We start from the raw sequence: 16,131 nt of genomic DNA on the forward strand, positions 1-16,131 counted from the left end.
AGCGCGAGGGCATCCACTCCGTGGGTGAGCTCGTCGCCCGCTCCGAGGCGGACCTGCTCGACATCCGCAACTTCGGTGCGAAGTCGATCGACGAGGTCAAGGCGAAGCTGCACGGTATGGGCCTCGCCCTGAAGGACTCACCTCCCGGGTTCGACCCGACCGCGGCCGCGGACGCCTTCGGCGCCGATGACGACGCGGACGCCGGGTTCGTGGAGACTGAGCAGTACTGATTGTTTTGGCTGCGGGACCGTTGTGGCTGGTCGCGCAGTTCCCCGCGCCCTCTACGGGGCGCGGGCCACTGACCCCGGTACCTGATACGGCCGGGGCAGACACCAAGGAGAAACACCATGCCGAAGCCCACCAAGGGTGCCCGTCTGGGCGGCAGCGCCGCGCACGAGAAGCTGCTTCTCGCGAACCTGGCCAAGCAGCTCTTCGAGCACGGCAAGATCACGACGACCGAGGCCAAGGCCCGTCGTCTGCGCCCGTACGCGGAGCGTCTGGTCACCAAGGCGAAGAAGGGCGACCTTCACAACCGCCGCCAGGTGCTGTCCGTCATCACCGACAAGAGCGTCGTCCACACGCTCTTCACGGAGATCGGCCCGCGCTACGAGAACCGTCCGGGTGGCTACACCCGTATCACCAAGATCGGTAACCGCCGTGGCGACAACGCGCCCATGGCCGTCATCGAGCTGGTCGAGGCCCTGACGGTCGCGCAGCAGGCCACCGGTGAGGCTGAGGCCGCCACCAAGCGCTCCGCCAAGGACGCTGAGGCTGCCGCGCCGGCCCCCGAGGTCGTCGAGGACGCCAAGCCGGCTGAGGCCGCCGCTGAGGAGTCCAAGGACGCCTAGTCGTCTGCCGGGTGCTGTGTCTCGCGGCTGCGGCTCTCGTCGTGGCTGGTCGCGCCCGCGCGGCGGTAGCCGCACATGGACACAGCCCCGCGCCCCTTCGGGCGTCTTGAGCGGGCCCGCCCTTTCTTCAAGGGCGGGCCCGCTTTCTCGTTGCTGAGAGGATTTATGGGTGAGTGACGAAGTGGTGGCCGACGGGTTCGTGCGGGTGCGGCTCGATCTGTCGTACGACGGGACCGACTTCTCCGGGTGGGCCAAGCAGCCGGGGGGCCGGCGGACCGTCCAGGGGGAGATCGAGGACGCGCTGCGTACCGTGACCCGGTCCCCGGAGACGTACGAGCTGACCGTGGCGGGCCGGACCGATGCCGGGGTGCACGCGCGGGGGCAGGTCGCGCACGTCGATCTGCCGGGCGCGGTGTGGGCCGAGCACGGGGAGAAGCTGGTCAAGCGGCTGGCGGGGCGGCTGCCGCGGGACGTGCGGGTCTGGCGGGCGAGCGCGGCGCCGGACGGGTTCGACGCGCGGTTCGCCGCGCTGTGGCGCCGCTACGTCTACCGGGTCACCGACCGGCCGGGCGGCGTCGACCCGCTGCTGCGGAACCACGTGCTGTGGCACGACTGGGAGCTGGACGTCGCGGCGATGGACGTCGCCGCGAAGTCGCTGGTGGGGGAGCACGACTTCGCCGCGTACGCGAAGAAGCGCGAGGGCGCGACGACGATCCGGGAGATCCTCGACTTCGGGGTCGAGCGGCGCGGCGACGGCGTCATCGAGATCGAGGTGCGCGCGGACGCGTTCTGCTACAACCAGGTCCGCTCGATGGTCGGCGCGCTGCTGTTCGTGGGCGACGGGCACCGTGACACCGCGTGGCCCCGCAAGGTGCTCGACGCGGGGGTGCGGGACAGCGCGGTGCACGTGGTGCGGCCGCACGGGCTGACCCTGGAGGAAGTGGCGTACCCGGCGGACGAGCTGCTCGCGGCGCGGCAGACGCAGGCGCGGCGGGTCCGGGTCCGGGGCCAGTGACCTGCGGCGACGGAACCTGACGGGCTCTATCAGCCGGCCGTCGCCGCCGCCGATGCCTGGGCCGCGCCCCGCTGCTTGATCTGCTGGAACGTGTACGCCTGGAGGTCGTCGCCGAGGGCGTACAGGGAGGTGTCCCGCTTGGTGGCGTCCTTGCCGTTCGTGTGGCCGCCGTTGGTGAAGTACGCGTAGCGGCCGACGGAGTTCGCCGTCCAGCGGCAGACCGTCGTACGGCAGAAGGTCGGGACGCCGGAGCCGGGCAGCGACAGGATCGCGCCGTTGAAGTCGTACGCCTCCTTGGTGCGGGTCGCCGCGGCCTTGGTGTCGAAGACGGCGACACCGATGGTGACCGCGTCGCTGCCCTTGGTGTAGGTGGCGCGGATCACCTGGGTGCAGCCGTTCTTCTTCAGGACGGCGACGAGGCCCTTGGTGGCGACGGAGGCGCAGTCCGTCGTCCGGGACGTCGCGCCCTTCTTGTAGGCGCGGCCGTTGAAGGCGAGCGTCGGGCCGGGGAAGAGGGCGTCCGCGGTCAGCGGCGCCTTGTCCTTGGCGGCGCTGTCGATGAAGTCGTCCGGGTTGAGCGGCGGCGGCGGGGTCGTCTCCGCGAAGGTCGGGCCCGCCGTCCTGCCCTCGCTGGGGATGTCCGCGCTGCTGGAGAGCGCGCCGCCCGGCTTGTTCGCGGCGGTGCTGTCGCCGCCCGAGGAGACGATGGCCCAGGCGACGGCCGAGCCCACCGCGAGCGTGGCGACGACCGCGCCGCCGATCAGCATCCAGCGCTTCTTGCGCGCGCGTGCCTCCGAGGCCTCCGCCAACGCGGCCCAGTCCGGGGCGCCCCCGCTGTCACCGGAACCCCACGCGGGTCCCCCCTGCCCGAAACTCATGGGGCGCATCTTAGACGCCGCCCGTTACCCTGGCAGGGACTAGGTCGGCGGCGGCATGGTGGTCGGGGCGGGGGGCTGTTTTGACCCGCCCGGGTTCCCACAGGTATTCTGCCTAGTCGTTATGTGTACTGGCTTGCTCATTCCCATGTGAGGGCCTTGCACAGGTTCCCTGGAGCAGTTACCAGTGGGCGGCATACGGGCGCTGAACCCGGCACTGTCGTCCCCAGCTGCACGATCGCTTCAGTGATGCCAATTTCAGCACCCATCCACTGAAGAAGAAGGCTGCTAAGTGCGTACGTACAGCCCCAAGCCCGGCGATGTGACTCGCCAGTGGCACGTCATCGACGCGCAGGACATCGTCCTGGGCCGTCTGGCCACCACTGCGGCGAACCTCCTCCGCGGCAAGCACAAGCCGACCTATGCCCCGCACATGGACATGGGCGACTTCGTCGTCATCATCAACGCCGACAAGGTTCACCTGTCCGGCAACAAGAAGACCCAGAAGATGGCCTACCGCCACTCCGGCTACCCGGGTGGTCTGCGGTCCGTCCGCTACGACGAGCTTCTCGCCAAGACGCCGGAGAAGGCTGTCGAGAAGGCCATCAAGGGCATGCTTCCGAAGAACACGCTCGGCCGTCAGATGCTCTCGAAGCTGAAGGTCTACTCGGGCGAGACGCACCCGCACGCTGCCCAGCAGCCGGTGCCGTTCGAGATCACCCAGGTCGCGCAGTAGTTCCGGCCACACCCCCAAAGACAGAAAAGAATCTGAGGAGCATCGTGGCCGAGACCACCCCCGAGACGCCGGTCGAAGAGATCGTCGACGTCGAGAGCTACACCACCGAGTCCGAGGCGCCCGTCGAGGGCGAGTACACCTCGGAGTCCAACCCGGCCCGCTTCGGCGACCCGCAGCCGGCCGCCGGCCTGGGCCGTCGCAAGAACGCCATCGCCCGCGTCCGGATCGTCCCGGGCACCGGCAAGTGGAAGGTCAACGGGCGCACGCTCGAGGACTACTTCCCGAACAAGGTCCACCAGCAGGAAGTCAACGAGCCCTTCAAGGTGCTCGAGCTCGACGGCCGCTACGACGTCATCGCCCGCATCTCGGGTGGCGGCGTCTCCGGTCAGGCCGGTGCCCTGCGCCTCGGCGTGGCCCGCGCGCTGAACGAGGCGGACGTGGACAACAACCGCCCGGCGCTGAAGAAGGCCGGCTACCTCAAGCGCGACGACCGTGCCGTCGAGCGCAAGAAGGCCGGTCTCAAGAAGGCCCGCAAGGCTCCGCAGTACAGCAAGCGCTAAATCGCTGCCTGCTTGTTTTTCCTGTTCGCCCCGGCGGCACCTCGCGTGCCCGCCGGGGCGTTCGGCTTATGGATCACGTGAAGTTTCGGAGGACAACAAGTGGGACGACTCTTCGGCACCGACGGTGTGCGCGGCGTGGCCAACGCGGATCTGACGGCCGAGCTGGCGCTCGGCCTCTCCGTCGCCGCGGCGCACGTGCTCGGTGAGGCGGGCTCCTTCGAGGGGCACCGCCCGGTGGCCGTGGTCGGCCGGGACCCGCGGGCCTCGGGCGAGTTCCTGGAGGCCGCGGTCGTCGCGGGTCTGGCGAGCGCGGGCGTCGACGTCCTGCGCGTCGGTGTGCTGCCCACCCCCGCGGTGGCGTATCTCACCGGCGCCCTGGAAGCCGACCTCGGTGTGATGCTGTCCGCGAGCCACAACGCGATGCCGGACAACGGCATCAAGTTCCTCGCGCGCGGCGGCCACAAGCTCGACGACGCCCTGGAGGACCGCATCGAGGAGCTGTACGAGCAGCACCGCACCGGCGCGCCCTGGGACCGCCCGACGGGTGCGGGCGTCGGCCGTGTCACGACGTACGAGGAAGGGTTCGACCGCTACGTCGAGCACCTGCTTGGGGTGCTGCCGAACCGGCTCGACGGGCTGAAGATCGTTCTGGATGAGGCGCACGGTGCGGCGTCCCGGGTGTCGCCGGAGGCGTTCACGCGCGCGGGCGCCGAGGTCGTCACCATCGGCGCCGAGCCGGACGGCCTCAACATCAACGACGGCTGCGGCTCGACCCACCTCGACCTGCTCAAGGCCGCCGTCGTCGAGCACAAGGCCGACTTCGGCATCGCGCACGACGGCGACGCCGACCGCTGTCTCGCCGTGGACCACACGGGCTCCGAGGTCGACGGCGACCAGATCATGGCCGTCCTCGCCCTGTCGATGCGCGAGCACGGCGCCCTGCGCGAGGACACCGTTGTCGCGACCGTCATGTCGAACCTCGGCTTCAAGCTGGCCATGGAGCGCGAGGGCATCACCTTCGTGCAGACCGCCGTCGGCGACCGGTACGTCCTTGAGTCGATGAAGCAGCACTCCTACGCGCTCGGCGGCGAGCAGTCCGGGCACGTCATCGTGCTCGACCACGCCACGACCGGCGACGGCACGCTCACCGGTCTGCTCCTCGCGGCGCGCGTGGCGCAGACCGGCCGCAGCCTGAAGGACCTCGCCTCCGTCATGGAGCGCCTGCCGCAGGTGCTCATCAACGTGCCGGACGTCGACAAGTCCCGGGTGACGACCTCCGCCGAGCTGTCGGCGGCCGTCGCCGACGCCGAGCGCGAGCTGGGCGAGACCGGCCGGGTCCTGCTCCGCTCCTCCGGCACCGAGCCGCTGGTGCGGGTCATGGTCGAGGCCGCCGACATCGAGCAGGCGCGGGCCGTGGCGCAGCGCCTCGCGGACGTCGTGAAGTCGGCGCTCGGCTGAACCGCCCGGCCCTGAGCACACGCGTGCGGCCCCGTCCGGAGACCTCTCCGGGCGGGGCCGCACGCGTATCGGCTACAGCTTTCGCAGCCGCAGCCGCTGCACCTTGTGGTCGGGGCCCTTGCGGATGACGAGGCCGGCGCGGCCGCGCGTCGGGGCGACGTTCTCCAACAGGTTGACCTGGTTGATCGTCCGCCAGGTCGTGCGCGCGTAGTCGAGCGCCTCCTCCTCGGAGACCTGCGTGTACTTGCGGAAGTACGAGGACGGGTCCTGGAAGGCGGTCGCGCGCAGCTTGCGGAACCGGTTGAGGTACCAGCGCTCGATGTCCTCGGCGCGTGCGTCCACGTACACGCTGAAGTCGAAGTAGTCGGCGAGCGCGACGCGGGTGCGGCCGTCCTTGCCGGGCAGGGCGGGCTGGAGCACGTTGATGCCCTCGACGATGAGGATGTCGGGGCGGCGGACCACAAGCTTCTGATCAGGCACGATGTCGTAGATCAGGTGGGAGTAGACGGGGGCCGTCACCTCGTCCTTGCCCGCCTTGATGTCGGCGACGAACCGGGTCAGGGCCCGGCGGTCGTAGGACTCGGGGAAGCCCTTGCGCGACATCAGGCCGCGGGCCTCCAGCTCCCTGGTGGGCAGCAGGAAGCCGTCGGTGGTGACGCGCTCGACGCGCGGGTGCTCGGGCCAGCGGGAGAGCAGCGCCTGGAGGAGCCGGGCGACGGTCGACTTGCCGACCGCGACCGAGCCCGCCACCCCTATGACGAACGGCGTGCCGGACTGGGACGCCTTCTGGCCGGTGTCGCCGAGGAAGGTGTTCACGGCGGAGCGCAGGCCGTCGGTGGCGCCGACGTAGAGGTTGAGGAGGCGGGAGAGCGGCAGGTAGATGTCGCGGACCTCGTCGAGGTCGATCACGTCGCCGAGGCCGCGGACCCGCTCGACCTCCTCGGCGGTCAGCGGCAGGGGCGTCTTGTCACGCAGGGCGCTCCACTCGGTGCGGGTGAGGTCGACGTAGGGAGTCGCCTCCGGCCTGGGCCGGTGGGCGCTCCGGGAGGTCGCGTGCAGGGGCTCGGAGACCGGAGAGATCACAGTCCATTGTTACGGCTGTGTGGCGGCCATGGGGGGTGGGGTGTGTCACCCGGGGACCTTCACGGCTCCGGTCCGATCGTCACACCTGTCCCACAGCTATGGACCCCGGGTGGAGACGGCCGATACGTTTCCGTGACCCGTGGGGCAGAGCCGCCTCCGTGGGCCGGAGGTGAAGCAGATGTCCTTACCGCGCGTGCCCGGCTTCGTGCGACGACTGACCGGCGCCGAGCGCCCGCCCCCGCCCGGGGAGGACGGGGACTGGGCCGGCACCGTCCGCAGCGAACTGGCGGGCGACCTGCCCGACGAGGACATCGGCGAGGACCTCGACGACTGCCTCGACCTGTACGAGATGGGCTCCAAGCCGCGCTGCGAGGAGGCCGAGTACCTGGGCCTCGTCCAGGACGCGCGGGACCGGCTCCTGTGGGGCCGCGAGAGCTGACCCTAGGCTTCCGTCCATGTGCGGAATCGTGGGATACGTAGGTTCACAGTCGGCCCTCGACGTCGTCATCGCGGGGCTGCGACGGCTCGAGTACCGGGGCTACGACTCGGCCGGTGTGGCGGTGCTCGCCGACGGGTCGCTCGCCGCCGCGAAGAAGGCCGGCAAACTCGCCAACCTGGAGAAGGAGCTGGTCGACCGGCCGCTGCCGAGCGGCGCCGCCGGGATCGGACACACCCGCTGGGCCACGCACGGCGGCCCCACCGACACCAATGCGCACCCGCACCTGGACAACGCGGGCCGCGTCGCCGTCGTCCACAACGGCATCATCGAGAACTTCGCCGAGCTGCGCGCCGAGCTGACCGAGCGCGGACACGCACTCGCCTCCGAGACCGACACCGAGGTGGTCGCGCACCTGCTCGCCGAGGAGTTCTCCGCGTGCGGGGACCTCGCCGAGTCGATGCGGCTCGTCTGCCGCCGCCTGGACGGCGCGTTCACGCTGGTCGCGGCGCACGCGGACGTTCCCGACACGATCGTCGGGGCGCGCCGCAACTCGCCGCTCGTCGTCGGTGTCGGCGAGGGCGAGGCGTTCCTCGCCTCGGACGTCGCCGCGTTCATCGCGCACACCCGCTCCGCCATCGAACTGGGCCAGGACCAGGTCGTCGTCGTACGCCGGGACGCGGTCACGGTCACCGACTTCGAGGGGCGGCCCGCCGACGACGCCGTACGCCACTACCACGTCGACTGGGACGCCTCCGCCGCCGAGAAGGGCGGCTACGACTACTTCATGCTCAAGGAGATCGCCGAGCAGCCGAAGGCCGTCGCGGACACGCTCCTCGGGCGGATCGGCGCGAACGGGCAGCTCACCCTCGATGAGCTGCGCATCCCCGCGCAGGTGCTGAAGATGGTCGACAAGGTCGTCATCGTCGCGTGCGGTACGGCGTTCCACGCCGGGCTCATCGCCAAGTACGCCATCGAGCACTGGACCCGCGTTCCCTGCGAGGTCGAACTGGCCAGCGAGTTCCGCTACCGGGACCCGATCCTCGACGCCCGCTCCCTCGTCGTCGCGATCTCGCAGTCCGGCGAGACCATGGACACGCTGATGGCGCTGCGGCACGCCCGCGAACAAGGCGCGACCGTCCTCGCCATCTGCAACACCAACGGGTCGACGATCCCGCGCGAGTCCGACGCCGTGCTCTACACCCACGCGGGGCCCGAGGTCGCCGTCGCCTCGACCAAGGCGTTCCTGACGCAGCTCGTCGCGTGCTACCTCGTGGCGCTGTACCTCGCGCAGGTGCGGGGCACCAAGTGGGCCGACGAGATCCTGCCGGTGGTACGGGACCTCTCGCGCATCGGTGAGGAGGTCGAACGGGTCCTGGAGACGATGGAACCCGTGCGTGCGCTCGCGCGCTCCCTGGCGGGGCAGGACACCGTGCTCTTCCTCGGGCGGCACGTCGGATACCCGGTGGCGCTGGAAGGTGCGCTGAAGCTGAAGGAACTGGCGTACATGCACGCGGAGGGGTTCGCCGCCGGGGAGCTGAAGCACGGGCCGATCGCTTTGATCGAGGACGGGGTGCCGGTGGTCGTCGTGGTGCCGTCACCGCGCGGGCGGTCCGTCCTCCACGACAAGATGGTCTCCAACATCCAGGAGATCCGGGCGCGCGGCGCCCTCACCATCGTCGTCGCCGAGGAGGGTGACGAGGCGGTCGTCCCCTACGCGGACCATCTCGTCCGCATCCCGGCGACGCCGACGCTCCTCCAGCCCCTCGTCGCGACCGTGCCGTTGCAGGTGTTCGCCTGCGAGCTGGCCACCGCGCGCGGCAACGAGGTGGACCAGCCGCGCAACCTCGCCAAGTCGGTCACCGTCGAGTGACGTGCAGCGGCGGCCGTAAGGTGCCCGCATGAGCATCATCGGGGTCGGGATCGACGTGGCCGAGATCGAACGGTTCGCGGCGTCCCTCGCGCGCACGCCCGGACTCGCCGGGCGGCTGTTCCTGCCGGGCGAGCTGCTGCTGCCGGGCGGTGACGGCGAGCGGCGCGGGGTCGCTTCGCTGGCCGCCCGGTTCGCCGCGAAGGAGGCGCTCGCGAAAGCGCTGGGGGCGCCGGCGGGGCTGCGGTGGACCGACGCGGAGGTGTACGTGGAGGAGACCGGGCAGCCCCGGCTGCGGGTCACCGGGACGGTTGCCGCGCGGGCGGCCGAGCTTGGGGTTGCGGGGTTTCATGTGTCGCTGAGCCATGATGCGGGGGTTGCGTCCGCGGTGGTTGTGGCGGAGGGGTAGCGCGGCGGGGGTTTGTCGCCGTTGCCGGGTGCGGTGTTCGTCGTGGCTGGTCGCGCAGTTCCCCGCGCCCCTGGAATGCGCACTTCGTGCGGTATTCGTCGGGTGTTGCCGGGTGCGGCGTCGTTGTGGCTGGTCGCGCAGTTCCCCGCGCCCCTGGAATGCGCACTTCGTGCGGTATTCGTCGGGCGTTGCCGGGTGCGGCGTCGTTGTGGCTGGTCGCGCAGTTCCCCGCGCCCCTGGAATGCGCACTTCGTGCGGCATTCGTCGGGTGTTGCCGGGTGCGGCGTCGTTGTGGTTGCTCGCGCCGTTCCCCGCGCCCCTGAGATGCGCACTGCGTACGCCATCTCAGAGGTATGGGGCTGCGGCGGAGCCGCATGCTCCAGGGGCGCGGGGAACTGCGCGACCAGCCACAACGCGACCCGCGGTCGGCGACGCGGCAGGGGTCAGACGGCGCTCACGTCCCGCCACACGACCCGTACCGCCGAGGCCACGTCCTGCGCCGAGACGGGCGCCCCCCGCGCCGCCTCCCGTGCCGCCAGACCGTGGAGGTACGCGCCGGTCGACGCCGCGTCCAGGGGCCGGAGGCCGGTCGCCAGGAGGGAGCCGGTGAGGCCCGAGAGGACGTCGCCGCTTCCGGCGGTGGCGAGCCACGGGGTGCCGGTGGGGTTGACCCGGACGGGGGCGGGGCCGGACCCGTCCTCGGGCGGCGGCGACGCGATCAGGGTCGTCGAGCCTTTCAGCAGCACCGTCGCCCCGTAGCGCGCGGCCAGCTCCCGGACGGAGGCCAGCCGTTCGGACTCCACCCGCTCCCGCGCACAGCCGAGCAGCGCCGCCGCCTCCCCGGCGTGCGGGGTCAGGACGGTCGGCGCCGAACGGCCTCGTACGGCCTCCACGTCCGCCAGCCGGAGGCCGTCCGCGTCGATGAGGACCGGGACGTCCGACGCCAGGACGTCCGCCATGCCCGTCTTGTCGTCGCCGAGGCCGGGCCCGATCACCCACGCCTGGACGCGCCCCGCTTGCGAGGGCGGCCCCGCCGACACCAGCGCCTCGGGGAAGCGGGCGATGACCGCGTCGGCGGCCGGGCCGACGTACCGGACCGCGCCCGCGCCCGCGTGCAGCGCCCCGGCGGTGGCGAGGACGGCCGCGCCCGGGTAGCGCTCGGAGCCCGCGACGATGCCGACGACACCCCGCCGGTACTTGTCGCTCTCGCCGGTGGGGCGGGGCAGCAGCGCCGCCACGTCGTCGTGCTGGAGGGACTCCAGGCCCCCGCCCTCAGCAGAGGCGGGCAGCTCCAGGCCGATGTCCACCAGGCGGAGCGCCCCCGCGTACTCGTGCGCCGGGTCCACGAGAAGGCCCGGCTTGTACGCGCCGAACGTGACCGTCGCGTCGGCCCGCACCGCCTCGCCCCGCACCTCACCCGTGTCCGCGTCGACCCCGCTGGGCAGGTCGACGGCGAGGATCAGGCACTTCGATTCCGCTGCCAGGGAGGCGAGCCGAGCCGCGCGGGGGCGCAGGCCGCCCTTGCCGCCGATGCCCACGATGCCGTCGAGGACGAGGTCGGCGCGGGCCACGCTCGGCTCGGCGCCCGCGGCCTCGGCGTCGAACACCGTGCCGCCCGCCGACCGCAGCGCGGCGAGCCCGCCCGCGTGGGCCCGCTCGGGGGAGAGGAGCAGCGCCGTGACGCCCGCGCCGCGCCGCGCGAGGCGGGCGCCCGCGTACAGGGCGTCGCCGCCGTTGTCCCCGGAGCCGACGAGCAGGGTGACCCGTTTCCCGTACACCTTGCCGAGCAGGTCGGCGCAGGCCGCGGCGAGGCCCGCCGCCGCCCGCTGCATCAGTGCCCCGTCGGGCAGGCGCGCCATCAGCGCGCGTTCGGCGGCCCGGACGGTCTCCACGTCGTAAGCAGTGCGCATGTCACCGAGTCTCCCCCAGGAAGCGGAACCGAAGCAGGTCGGCGGTCTCGGCGGGGTGCGTGGACCAGCCGTTGTGCGCGCCGGGGAACGGGACGAGGGGCAGACCCAGACGCTCGGCCATCAGCGCCGCCGGACGGTACGGCAGGTGGCCGCGCGTGGCGGTGCCCGCCGCCAGTGTCAGGCGGTCGGCGACCGTCCCTAGTGCGGTGAGGTCGGGGACGTACGCCGCGAAGCTCCTGTGCTCGTACTGGAGGGCGAGCGGCGCGTTCGCCCGGAGCCGTTCCAGCATGGCGGCGGTGCGTTCGCCCGGCGGGCCCTCTGGCGGGGGCGGTGGCAGCATGACGGGGCCCACGCCGCGCAGGAAGCGCGCGCCCGCGGCCTCGATCCCCTGGGCGACGTACGTCTCGTACACCTCCTGGAAGAACGCGAGCTGCTCGGCCGCGTCCGGCAGCACGCTCCACGACGGCGGTTCGTGCGCGACGGCGTGACGCAGCCGGTCCGGGTGGCGGGCGAGGAGGTCGAGGGTGACGATCGCGCCGCTGGAGGCACCGGCGACGTAGGCGGGTGTGCCGGGCGCGACCGCGTCGAGGAGGCGGAGGGCGTCGTCCGCGTGGACGTCGACGCGCTGCTCGCCGTGCGGGCCGTCGAGGCGGGAGCGGGAGTAGCCGCGCGGGTCGTGCGTGAGCACGGTGAACGTGGTGGCGAGGGCGTCGGCGAGCGGGTCGAGGACCGCCGCGTCGCCGCCCGCGCCGGGCAGGAGCAGCAGCGGCGGGCCCTCGCCCCGGATCTCGTGATGGAGTGTGGCGCCGGGAACCCGGAGCCGGGCTGTGGTGATCAACTCGCCACCTTCTCACCAGGGTTGGGCCAGTTGCTGAGCGCCACGTGCAGGGCCTCCACCGTGCTCGTCCAGCTCGCCGACGCCTCCCGTTGGTGCCGGAAGCTGCCGGTAAGTTCGAGGGTGACGAAGCCGTGGAAGGTGCTGCGCAGGAGGCGGCCCGCGTCGGTCAGGTGTGGTTCCGTCAGGTCGTAGCCCTGGAGCAGGGCGTAGGTGCAGGTGAGGTTGCGGCGCAGGCCGGGGTGGGCCTCGATGACGTCCGGGTCGAGTTCCTGCTGCTGGGCCGCGGCGTACCGGCCGGGGTGGGTGAGGGCGAAGTCGCGGTAGGCGTCGGCGAAGGCGGTGAGCGCGTCGCGGCGCGCCCGGCCCGCGAGGGCGTCCGCGATCCGGTCGGCGAGGTCGAGGCCGGAGAGGATCGCGACCTGGACGCGCAGGTCGGAGAGGTTCTTGACGTGCGCGTACAGGCTCGCGTCCTTGACTCCGAAGCGGCGTGCGAGCGCGGCGACGGTGATGTGCTCGAAGCCGACGGTGTCCGCGAGGTCGGCGGCTGCGGCCACCACCCGTTCCCTGGTCAGACCTGCCCTTGCCATCACGGCCGCACCACTCCTCGGATTCCTAATGGCCCTAGGTTTGCGCTTACGGGCCCTAGGTTGGCCCCGTGTGGCCGGACCGGTCAACGGAATTCGTCCCGGTCCCCTCTGAGAGACTGGGCGCACGATGAACGACAACGTGACTGCCCCGCTCCGCGCCCGCGCCGAGATCGATCTCGGCGCCCTGAAGGCCAATGTGCGGTCCCTGCGCGCCCATGCGCCGGGGGCCGCGTTCATGGCCGTCGTGAAGGCGGACGCGTACGGGCACGGCATGATCCCGGTGGCCCGCGCCGCCAAGGAGGCGGGCGCCGAGTGGATCGGGGCCGCCACCCCTGACGAGGCCCTGGAGCTGCGCGCGGCCGGGCTGACGGGGCGCGTCATGTGCTGGCTGTGGGTGCCCGGCGACCCCTGGCGCGAGGGCGTCGAGGCCGATCTGGACATGTCGGTGAGCGGGATGTGGGCGCTGCGCGAGGTCACCGACGCGGCCCGCGCCGTCGGCCGCACGGCCCGTATCCAGCTCAAGGCCGACACCGGTCTCGGGCGCAACGGTTGTCTGCCCGCCGACTGGCCCGAACTCGTGCGCGAGGCCCTGTCCGCCCAGGCGGCGGGGCACGTCACCGTCACCGGACTGTGGTCGCACTTCGCCTGCGCCGACGAGCCGGGCCACCCCTCCATCGCCGCCCAACTCGACCGCTTCCGCGAGATGGTCGCCTACGCGAAGGAGCGGGGCGTCACCCCCGAGGTGCGGCACATCGCGAACTCGCCGGGCACGCTCACCCTCCCCGAGACCCACTTCGACCTCGTCCGCCCCGGCATCGCCATGTACGGCATCTCGCCCAGCCCGGAGCTGGGCACGCCCGCCGACTTCGGCCTGCGCCCCGTCATGACGCTGAAGGCGAACCTGGCGCTCGTGAAGCAGGCGCCGGGTGGACTCGGCGTCAGTTACGGGCATCACTACGTCACCCCCGGCGCCACGACCCTCGGCCTGGTGCCGCTCGGGTACGCGGACGGCGTTCCGCGCCACGCCTCCGGCACCGGGCCCGTCCTGATCGGCGGCAAGCGGCGCACGGTCGCGGGGCGGATCGCGATGGACCAGTTCGTCGTCGACCTCGGCGGCGACGAGCCCGCCGCGGGCGACGAGGCGGTCCTGTTCGGCCCCGGCGACGCGGGCGAGCCGACCGCCGAGGACTGGGCCGTCGCGGCGGGCACCATCGCGTACGAGATCGTGACGCGGATCGGTTCGCGGGTACCTCGCGTCTATGTGGACACGGGGAAGAAGAGCGCGACCTGAGATCCGGACCGGCAGTCCCCAGGAGGAGCGGTACGTGAGCGAGAGCAGCGCACAGGCCGGCGAGGCCGTCGCCGAGGCCGCGGCCGGGGCGCCGGGGAGCTGGCGGCGGGCCGGACTCGCCGGGGCCGCGATCGGCGTGGTGGCCGCGGGCGCCGCCGCCGGGGTCGCCGTGGAGCGGCTGACCGTGGGGCGCGGGATGCGCCGCAAGGCCCGCCTCGCCCTCGACGCCGCCGGGCCCTACGGGGCGGTGCGCGGCACCCCCGGCCGCGCCCGGGCCGCCGACGGCACCGAGCTGTACTACGAGGTCGACGAGGCCGAACCGGGCGGCGACGGGCCGCGCAGGCGCCGGATCTTCGGCCGCAGGGCCACCGCCCCCGTCACCGTCGTCTTCAGCCACGGCTACTGCCTGAACCAGGACTCCTGGCACTTCCAGCGCGCGGCCCTGCGCGGCGTCGTGCGCTGCGTGTACTGGGACCAGCGCAGCCACGGCCGCTCCGGGCGCGGCGCCGAGCAGCTCGACCAGGGCGCCCCCGTCTCCATCGACCGGCTCGGCGACGACCTCAAGGCGGTCATCGACGCCGCCGCGCCCGAGGGCCCGGTCGTCCTGGTCGGCCACTCCATGGGCGGCATGACCGTGATGGCCCTCGCCGACCGCCACCCCGGGCTGGTCCGCGAGCGCGTCGTGGGCGTCGCCCTCGTCGGTACGTCGTCGGGCAAGCTCGGCGAGGTCAATTACGGGCTCCCGGTCGCCGGGATGAACGCCGTCCGCAAGGTCCTGCCGGGCGTCCTGAAGGCGCTCGGGCAACGCGCCGAGCTGGTCGAGCGCGGGCGGCGGGCGACCGCGGACCTCTTCGCCGGGATCATCAAGCGGTATTCGTTCGCGACGCGGGACGTCGACCCGGCGATCGCCCGGTTCGCCGAGCGGATGATCGAGGGCACGCCCATCGACGTCGTCGCCGAGTTCTACCCGGCGTTCCAGGAGCACGACAAGACGGCCGCGCTCGCCCACTTCGCCGGCCTGCCCGTCCTCGTCCTCGCCGGGCAGCAGGACCTCGTGACGCCGAGCGAGCACAGCGAGGCGATCGCCGCGCTGCTCCCCGACGCGGAACTCGCCCTGATCCCGGACGCCGGGCACCTGGTGATGCTGGAGCACCCCGACATCGTCACCAGCCGCCTCGCGCACCTCCTCGCGCGCGCGGGAGTGCCCGTCGCAGCCGCTACCGTGGGGAGCCATGGAGACACCGGCAGCACCGCACAGCCCGGCGGCTGACACCGCCACCCCCGTCACGACCGTCACCGTCACGGTCGGCTCCCCCGACGCGATGCGGGAGCTGGGGCTCGCCCTCGCCAAACACCTGCGCCCCGGCGACCTCGTGATGCTCACCGGCGAGCTCGGCGCGGGCAAGACGACCCTGACCCGCGGGCTCGGCGCGGGGCTCGGCGTACGCGGCGCGGTCACCTCGCCGACGTTCGTCATCGCCCGCGTCCACCCGCCGCTCGCCGACGGGCCCGCCCTCGTGCACGTCGACGCCTACCGGCTCGGCGGCGGCCTGGACGAGATGGAGGACCTCGACCTCGACGTGGACCTGCCCGAGTCCGTCGTCGTCGTGGAGTGGGGCGACGGCAAGGTCGAGGAGCTCTCCGACGACCGCCTGCACGTCCTCATCGACCGCGCGACCGGCGACACGACGGACGAGGTCCGCGTCGTGACGCTGCGTGGCATCGGCGGGCGCTGGGCCGAGGCGGATCTGGCCTCGCTGGCCGACTGAGGGCGCCCCCGGGGCCGTATCCCGACAACGCGTCGGCAAAATGTTGCGCGGCGCGTGTCCGGCGTGTTCACATGGAGACCGGACTTAGTTAGGTCTACCTAACCACGCCTGCTCGGGAGGCGCCATGCCGGCTTCGGAACGTGTCGTAGGGCGTACGGGGCCGTGCCCGGAGCGGGATGTCGCGGGCAGCGGTGCCATGGCGGTCCCCATGGGGGCCCTGCTGGCCTCCTGCGCGGCGGCCCGCACGATCTCGACGCCACCGGTCCAGGGCCCCGCGCTGCCGGTGCCCCAGGACCGGGCGCCGTAGGGGTATGCCTGCGTCGTCGGGTACGGGGTGCGTCGTGGTTGCTCGCGCAGTTCCCCGCGCCCCTGGAGCATGCGGCTTCGCCGCAGCCCCGGGGGCGCTGAGATGGCGCACGCAGTGCGCATCTCAGGGGGATCGGCAG

At 72.4% G+C, this 16,131-nt stretch carries 18 protein-coding genes; 13 read left to right on the top strand and 5 right to left on the bottom strand.

Annotated features, from left to right (window positions below):
• The 3 genes from ABZ877_RS39080 to truA form a co-directional block, all read left to right on the top strand.
• Nucleotides 1-230: DNA-directed RNA polymerase subunit alpha C-terminal domain-containing protein (locus ABZ877_RS39080; protein WP_361081266.1), on the top strand; the 230-nt coding region annotated here is incomplete at its 5' end.
• 117 nt (nucleotides 231-347) lie between these two features.
• Nucleotides 348-848: a 50S ribosomal protein L17 gene (rplQ, locus tag ABZ877_RS39085; RefSeq protein WP_361081269.1), complete on the top strand. Its 501-nt coding sequence runs from the start codon at nucleotides 348-350 to the stop codon at nucleotides 846-848.
• 169 nt (nucleotides 849-1,017) lie between these two features.
• Nucleotides 1,018-1,863 (top strand): tRNA pseudouridine(38-40) synthase TruA, encoded by an 846-nt coding sequence (gene truA / locus ABZ877_RS39090; protein ID WP_361081272.1) that lies wholly within the window; start codon nucleotides 1,018-1,020, stop codon nucleotides 1,861-1,863.
• A 29-nt stretch (nucleotides 1,864-1,892) separates the two neighbouring features.
• Here truA and ABZ877_RS39095 read toward each other — a convergent pair whose 3' ends face one another.
• Entirely contained in the window at nucleotides 1,893-2,741 is an 849-nt protein-coding gene (locus ABZ877_RS39095) for a hypothetical protein (protein WP_361081275.1), read from the bottom strand.
• A 289-nt stretch (nucleotides 2,742-3,030) separates the two neighbouring features.
• Between ABZ877_RS39095 and rplM the strand changes: the two genes are divergently transcribed.
• The 3 genes from rplM (at nucleotide 3,031) to glmM (ending at nucleotide 5,492) form a co-directional block, all read left to right on the top strand.
• Nucleotides 3,031-3,474 (top strand): 50S ribosomal protein L13, encoded by a 444-nt coding sequence (rplM, locus tag ABZ877_RS39100; RefSeq protein WP_361081278.1) that lies wholly within the window; start codon nucleotides 3,031-3,033, stop codon nucleotides 3,472-3,474.
• A 44-nt stretch (nucleotides 3,475-3,518) separates the two neighbouring features.
• Nucleotides 3,519-4,034, top strand: coding sequence for a 30S ribosomal protein S9 (rpsI, locus tag ABZ877_RS39105; RefSeq protein WP_361081280.1), 516 nt, complete (start codon nucleotides 3,519-3,521; stop codon nucleotides 4,032-4,034).
• Nucleotides 4,035-4,133: 99 nt separating this feature from the next.
• Nucleotides 4,134-5,492, top strand: a complete 1,359-nt coding sequence (glmM, locus tag ABZ877_RS39110) for a phosphoglucosamine mutase (protein ID WP_361081283.1) — start codon at nucleotides 4,134-4,136, stop codon at nucleotides 5,490-5,492.
• A 72-nt stretch (nucleotides 5,493-5,564) separates the two neighbouring features.
• On the opposite strand, the gene coaA is transcribed toward glmM, so the two are convergent.
• The gene (coaA, locus tag ABZ877_RS39115; RefSeq protein ID WP_361081286.1) at nucleotides 5,565-6,575 is read right to left on the bottom strand and encodes a type I pantothenate kinase; all 1,011 of its coding nucleotides are present in this window, start codon (nucleotides 6,573-6,575) and stop codon (nucleotides 5,565-5,567) included.
• A 178-nt stretch (nucleotides 6,576-6,753) separates the two neighbouring features.
• On the opposite strand from coaA, the gene ABZ877_RS39120 reads away from it, so the two are divergent.
• The 3 genes from ABZ877_RS39120 to ABZ877_RS39130 are packed head-to-tail and all read left to right on the top strand — an operon-like array spanning nucleotide 6,754 to nucleotide 9,290.
• The gene (locus ABZ877_RS39120; protein WP_361081289.1) at nucleotides 6,754-7,014 is read left to right on the top strand and encodes a hypothetical protein; all 261 of its coding nucleotides are present in this window, start codon (nucleotides 6,754-6,756) and stop codon (nucleotides 7,012-7,014) included.
• 16 nt (nucleotides 7,015-7,030) lie between these two features.
• Nucleotides 7,031-8,884, top strand: a complete 1,854-nt coding sequence (gene glmS / locus ABZ877_RS39125) for a glutamine--fructose-6-phosphate transaminase (isomerizing) (protein ID WP_361081292.1) — start codon at nucleotides 7,031-7,033, stop codon at nucleotides 8,882-8,884.
• 28 nt (nucleotides 8,885-8,912) lie between these two features.
• Nucleotides 8,913-9,290: a holo-ACP synthase gene (locus ABZ877_RS39130; RefSeq protein WP_361081295.1), complete on the top strand. Its 378-nt coding sequence runs from the start codon at nucleotides 8,913-8,915 to the stop codon at nucleotides 9,288-9,290.
• A gap of 443 nt (nucleotides 9,291-9,733) precedes the next feature.
• Here ABZ877_RS39130 and ABZ877_RS39135 read toward each other — a convergent pair whose 3' ends face one another.
• From ABZ877_RS39135 to ABZ877_RS39145, 3 genes are read right to left on the bottom strand one after another with little or no spacing between them, the layout of a single operon-like run.
• A complete protein-coding gene (locus ABZ877_RS39135; protein WP_361081298.1) occupies nucleotides 9,734-11,200 on the bottom strand; it encodes an NAD(P)H-hydrate dehydratase in 1,467 nt (488 codons plus the stop codon).
• Between the two features lies 1 nt (nucleotide 11,201).
• Nucleotides 11,202-12,038: an alpha/beta fold hydrolase gene (locus ABZ877_RS39140; protein WP_361081302.1), complete on the bottom strand. Its 837-nt coding sequence runs from the start codon at nucleotides 12,036-12,038 to the stop codon at nucleotides 11,202-11,204.
• Nucleotides 12,035-12,625, bottom strand: a complete 591-nt coding sequence (locus ABZ877_RS39145) for a TetR-like C-terminal domain-containing protein (RefSeq protein WP_361081305.1) — start codon at nucleotides 12,623-12,625, stop codon at nucleotides 12,035-12,037. Before ABZ877_RS39145 ends, ABZ877_RS39140 begins: the two co-directional genes overlap by 4 nt.
• A 127-nt stretch (nucleotides 12,626-12,752) precedes the next feature.
• Between ABZ877_RS39145 and alr the strand changes: the two genes are divergently transcribed.
• The 4 genes from alr (at nucleotide 12,753) to ABZ877_RS39165 (ending at nucleotide 15,992) form a co-directional block, all read left to right on the top strand.
• A complete protein-coding gene (gene alr, locus ABZ877_RS39150; RefSeq protein ID WP_361081307.1) occupies nucleotides 12,753-13,916 on the top strand; it encodes an alanine racemase in 1,164 nt (387 codons plus the stop codon).
• A 34-nt stretch (nucleotides 13,917-13,950) separates the two neighbouring features.
• Nucleotides 13,951-15,186, top strand: a complete 1,236-nt coding sequence (locus tag ABZ877_RS39155) for an alpha/beta hydrolase (RefSeq protein ID WP_361081310.1) — start codon at nucleotides 13,951-13,953, stop codon at nucleotides 15,184-15,186.
• A complete protein-coding gene (tsaE, locus tag ABZ877_RS39160) occupies nucleotides 15,149-15,685 on the top strand; it encodes a tRNA (adenosine(37)-N6)-threonylcarbamoyltransferase complex ATPase subunit type 1 TsaE (protein WP_361081313.1) in 537 nt (178 codons plus the stop codon). The genes ABZ877_RS39155 and tsaE overlap by 38 nt, the downstream gene beginning before the upstream one ends.
• Nucleotides 15,686-15,809: 124 nt before the next feature.
• Nucleotides 15,810-15,992 (top strand): hypothetical protein, encoded by a 183-nt coding sequence (locus ABZ877_RS39165; protein WP_361081316.1) that lies wholly within the window; start codon nucleotides 15,810-15,812, stop codon nucleotides 15,990-15,992.
• The last annotated feature ends 139 nt before the right edge of the window (nucleotides 15,993-16,131 follow it).

It is taken from the genome of Streptomyces sp. NPDC046939 (assembly GCF_040644575.1).
GTDB lineage: Bacteria > Actinomycetota > Actinomycetes > Streptomycetales > Streptomycetaceae > Streptomyces.

Coding starts and splice junctions, on each gene's coding strand:
- rplQ (WP_361081269.1), top strand. CDS start 348: ATGCCGAAGCCCACCAAGGGTGCCCGTCTGGGCGGCAGCGCCGCGCAC.
- ABZ877_RS39095 (WP_361081275.1), bottom strand. CDS start 2,741: ATGAGTTTCGGGCAGGGGGGACCCGCGTGGGGTTCCGGTGACAGCGGG.
- ABZ877_RS39120 (WP_361081289.1), top strand. CDS start 6,754: ATGTCCTTACCGCGCGTGCCCGGCTTCGTGCGACGACTGACCGGCGCC.
- glmS (WP_361081292.1), top strand. CDS start 7,031: ATGTGCGGAATCGTGGGATACGTAGGTTCACAGTCGGCCCTCGACGTC.
- ABZ877_RS39130 (WP_361081295.1), top strand. CDS start 8,913: ATGAGCATCATCGGGGTCGGGATCGACGTGGCCGAGATCGAACGGTTC.
- ABZ877_RS39135 (WP_361081298.1), bottom strand. CDS start 11,200: ATGCGCACTGCTTACGACGTGGAGACCGTCCGGGCCGCCGAACGCGCG.
- ABZ877_RS39145 (WP_361081305.1), bottom strand. CDS start 12,625: ATGGCAAGGGCAGGTCTGACCAGGGAACGGGTGGTGGCCGCAGCCGCC.
- alr (WP_361081307.1), top strand. CDS start 12,753: ATGAACGACAACGTGACTGCCCCGCTCCGCGCCCGCGCCGAGATCGAT.
- tsaE (WP_361081313.1), top strand. CDS start 15,149: ATGGAGACACCGGCAGCACCGCACAGCCCGGCGGCTGACACCGCCACC.
- ABZ877_RS39165 (WP_361081316.1), top strand. CDS start 15,810: ATGCCGGCTTCGGAACGTGTCGTAGGGCGTACGGGGCCGTGCCCGGAG.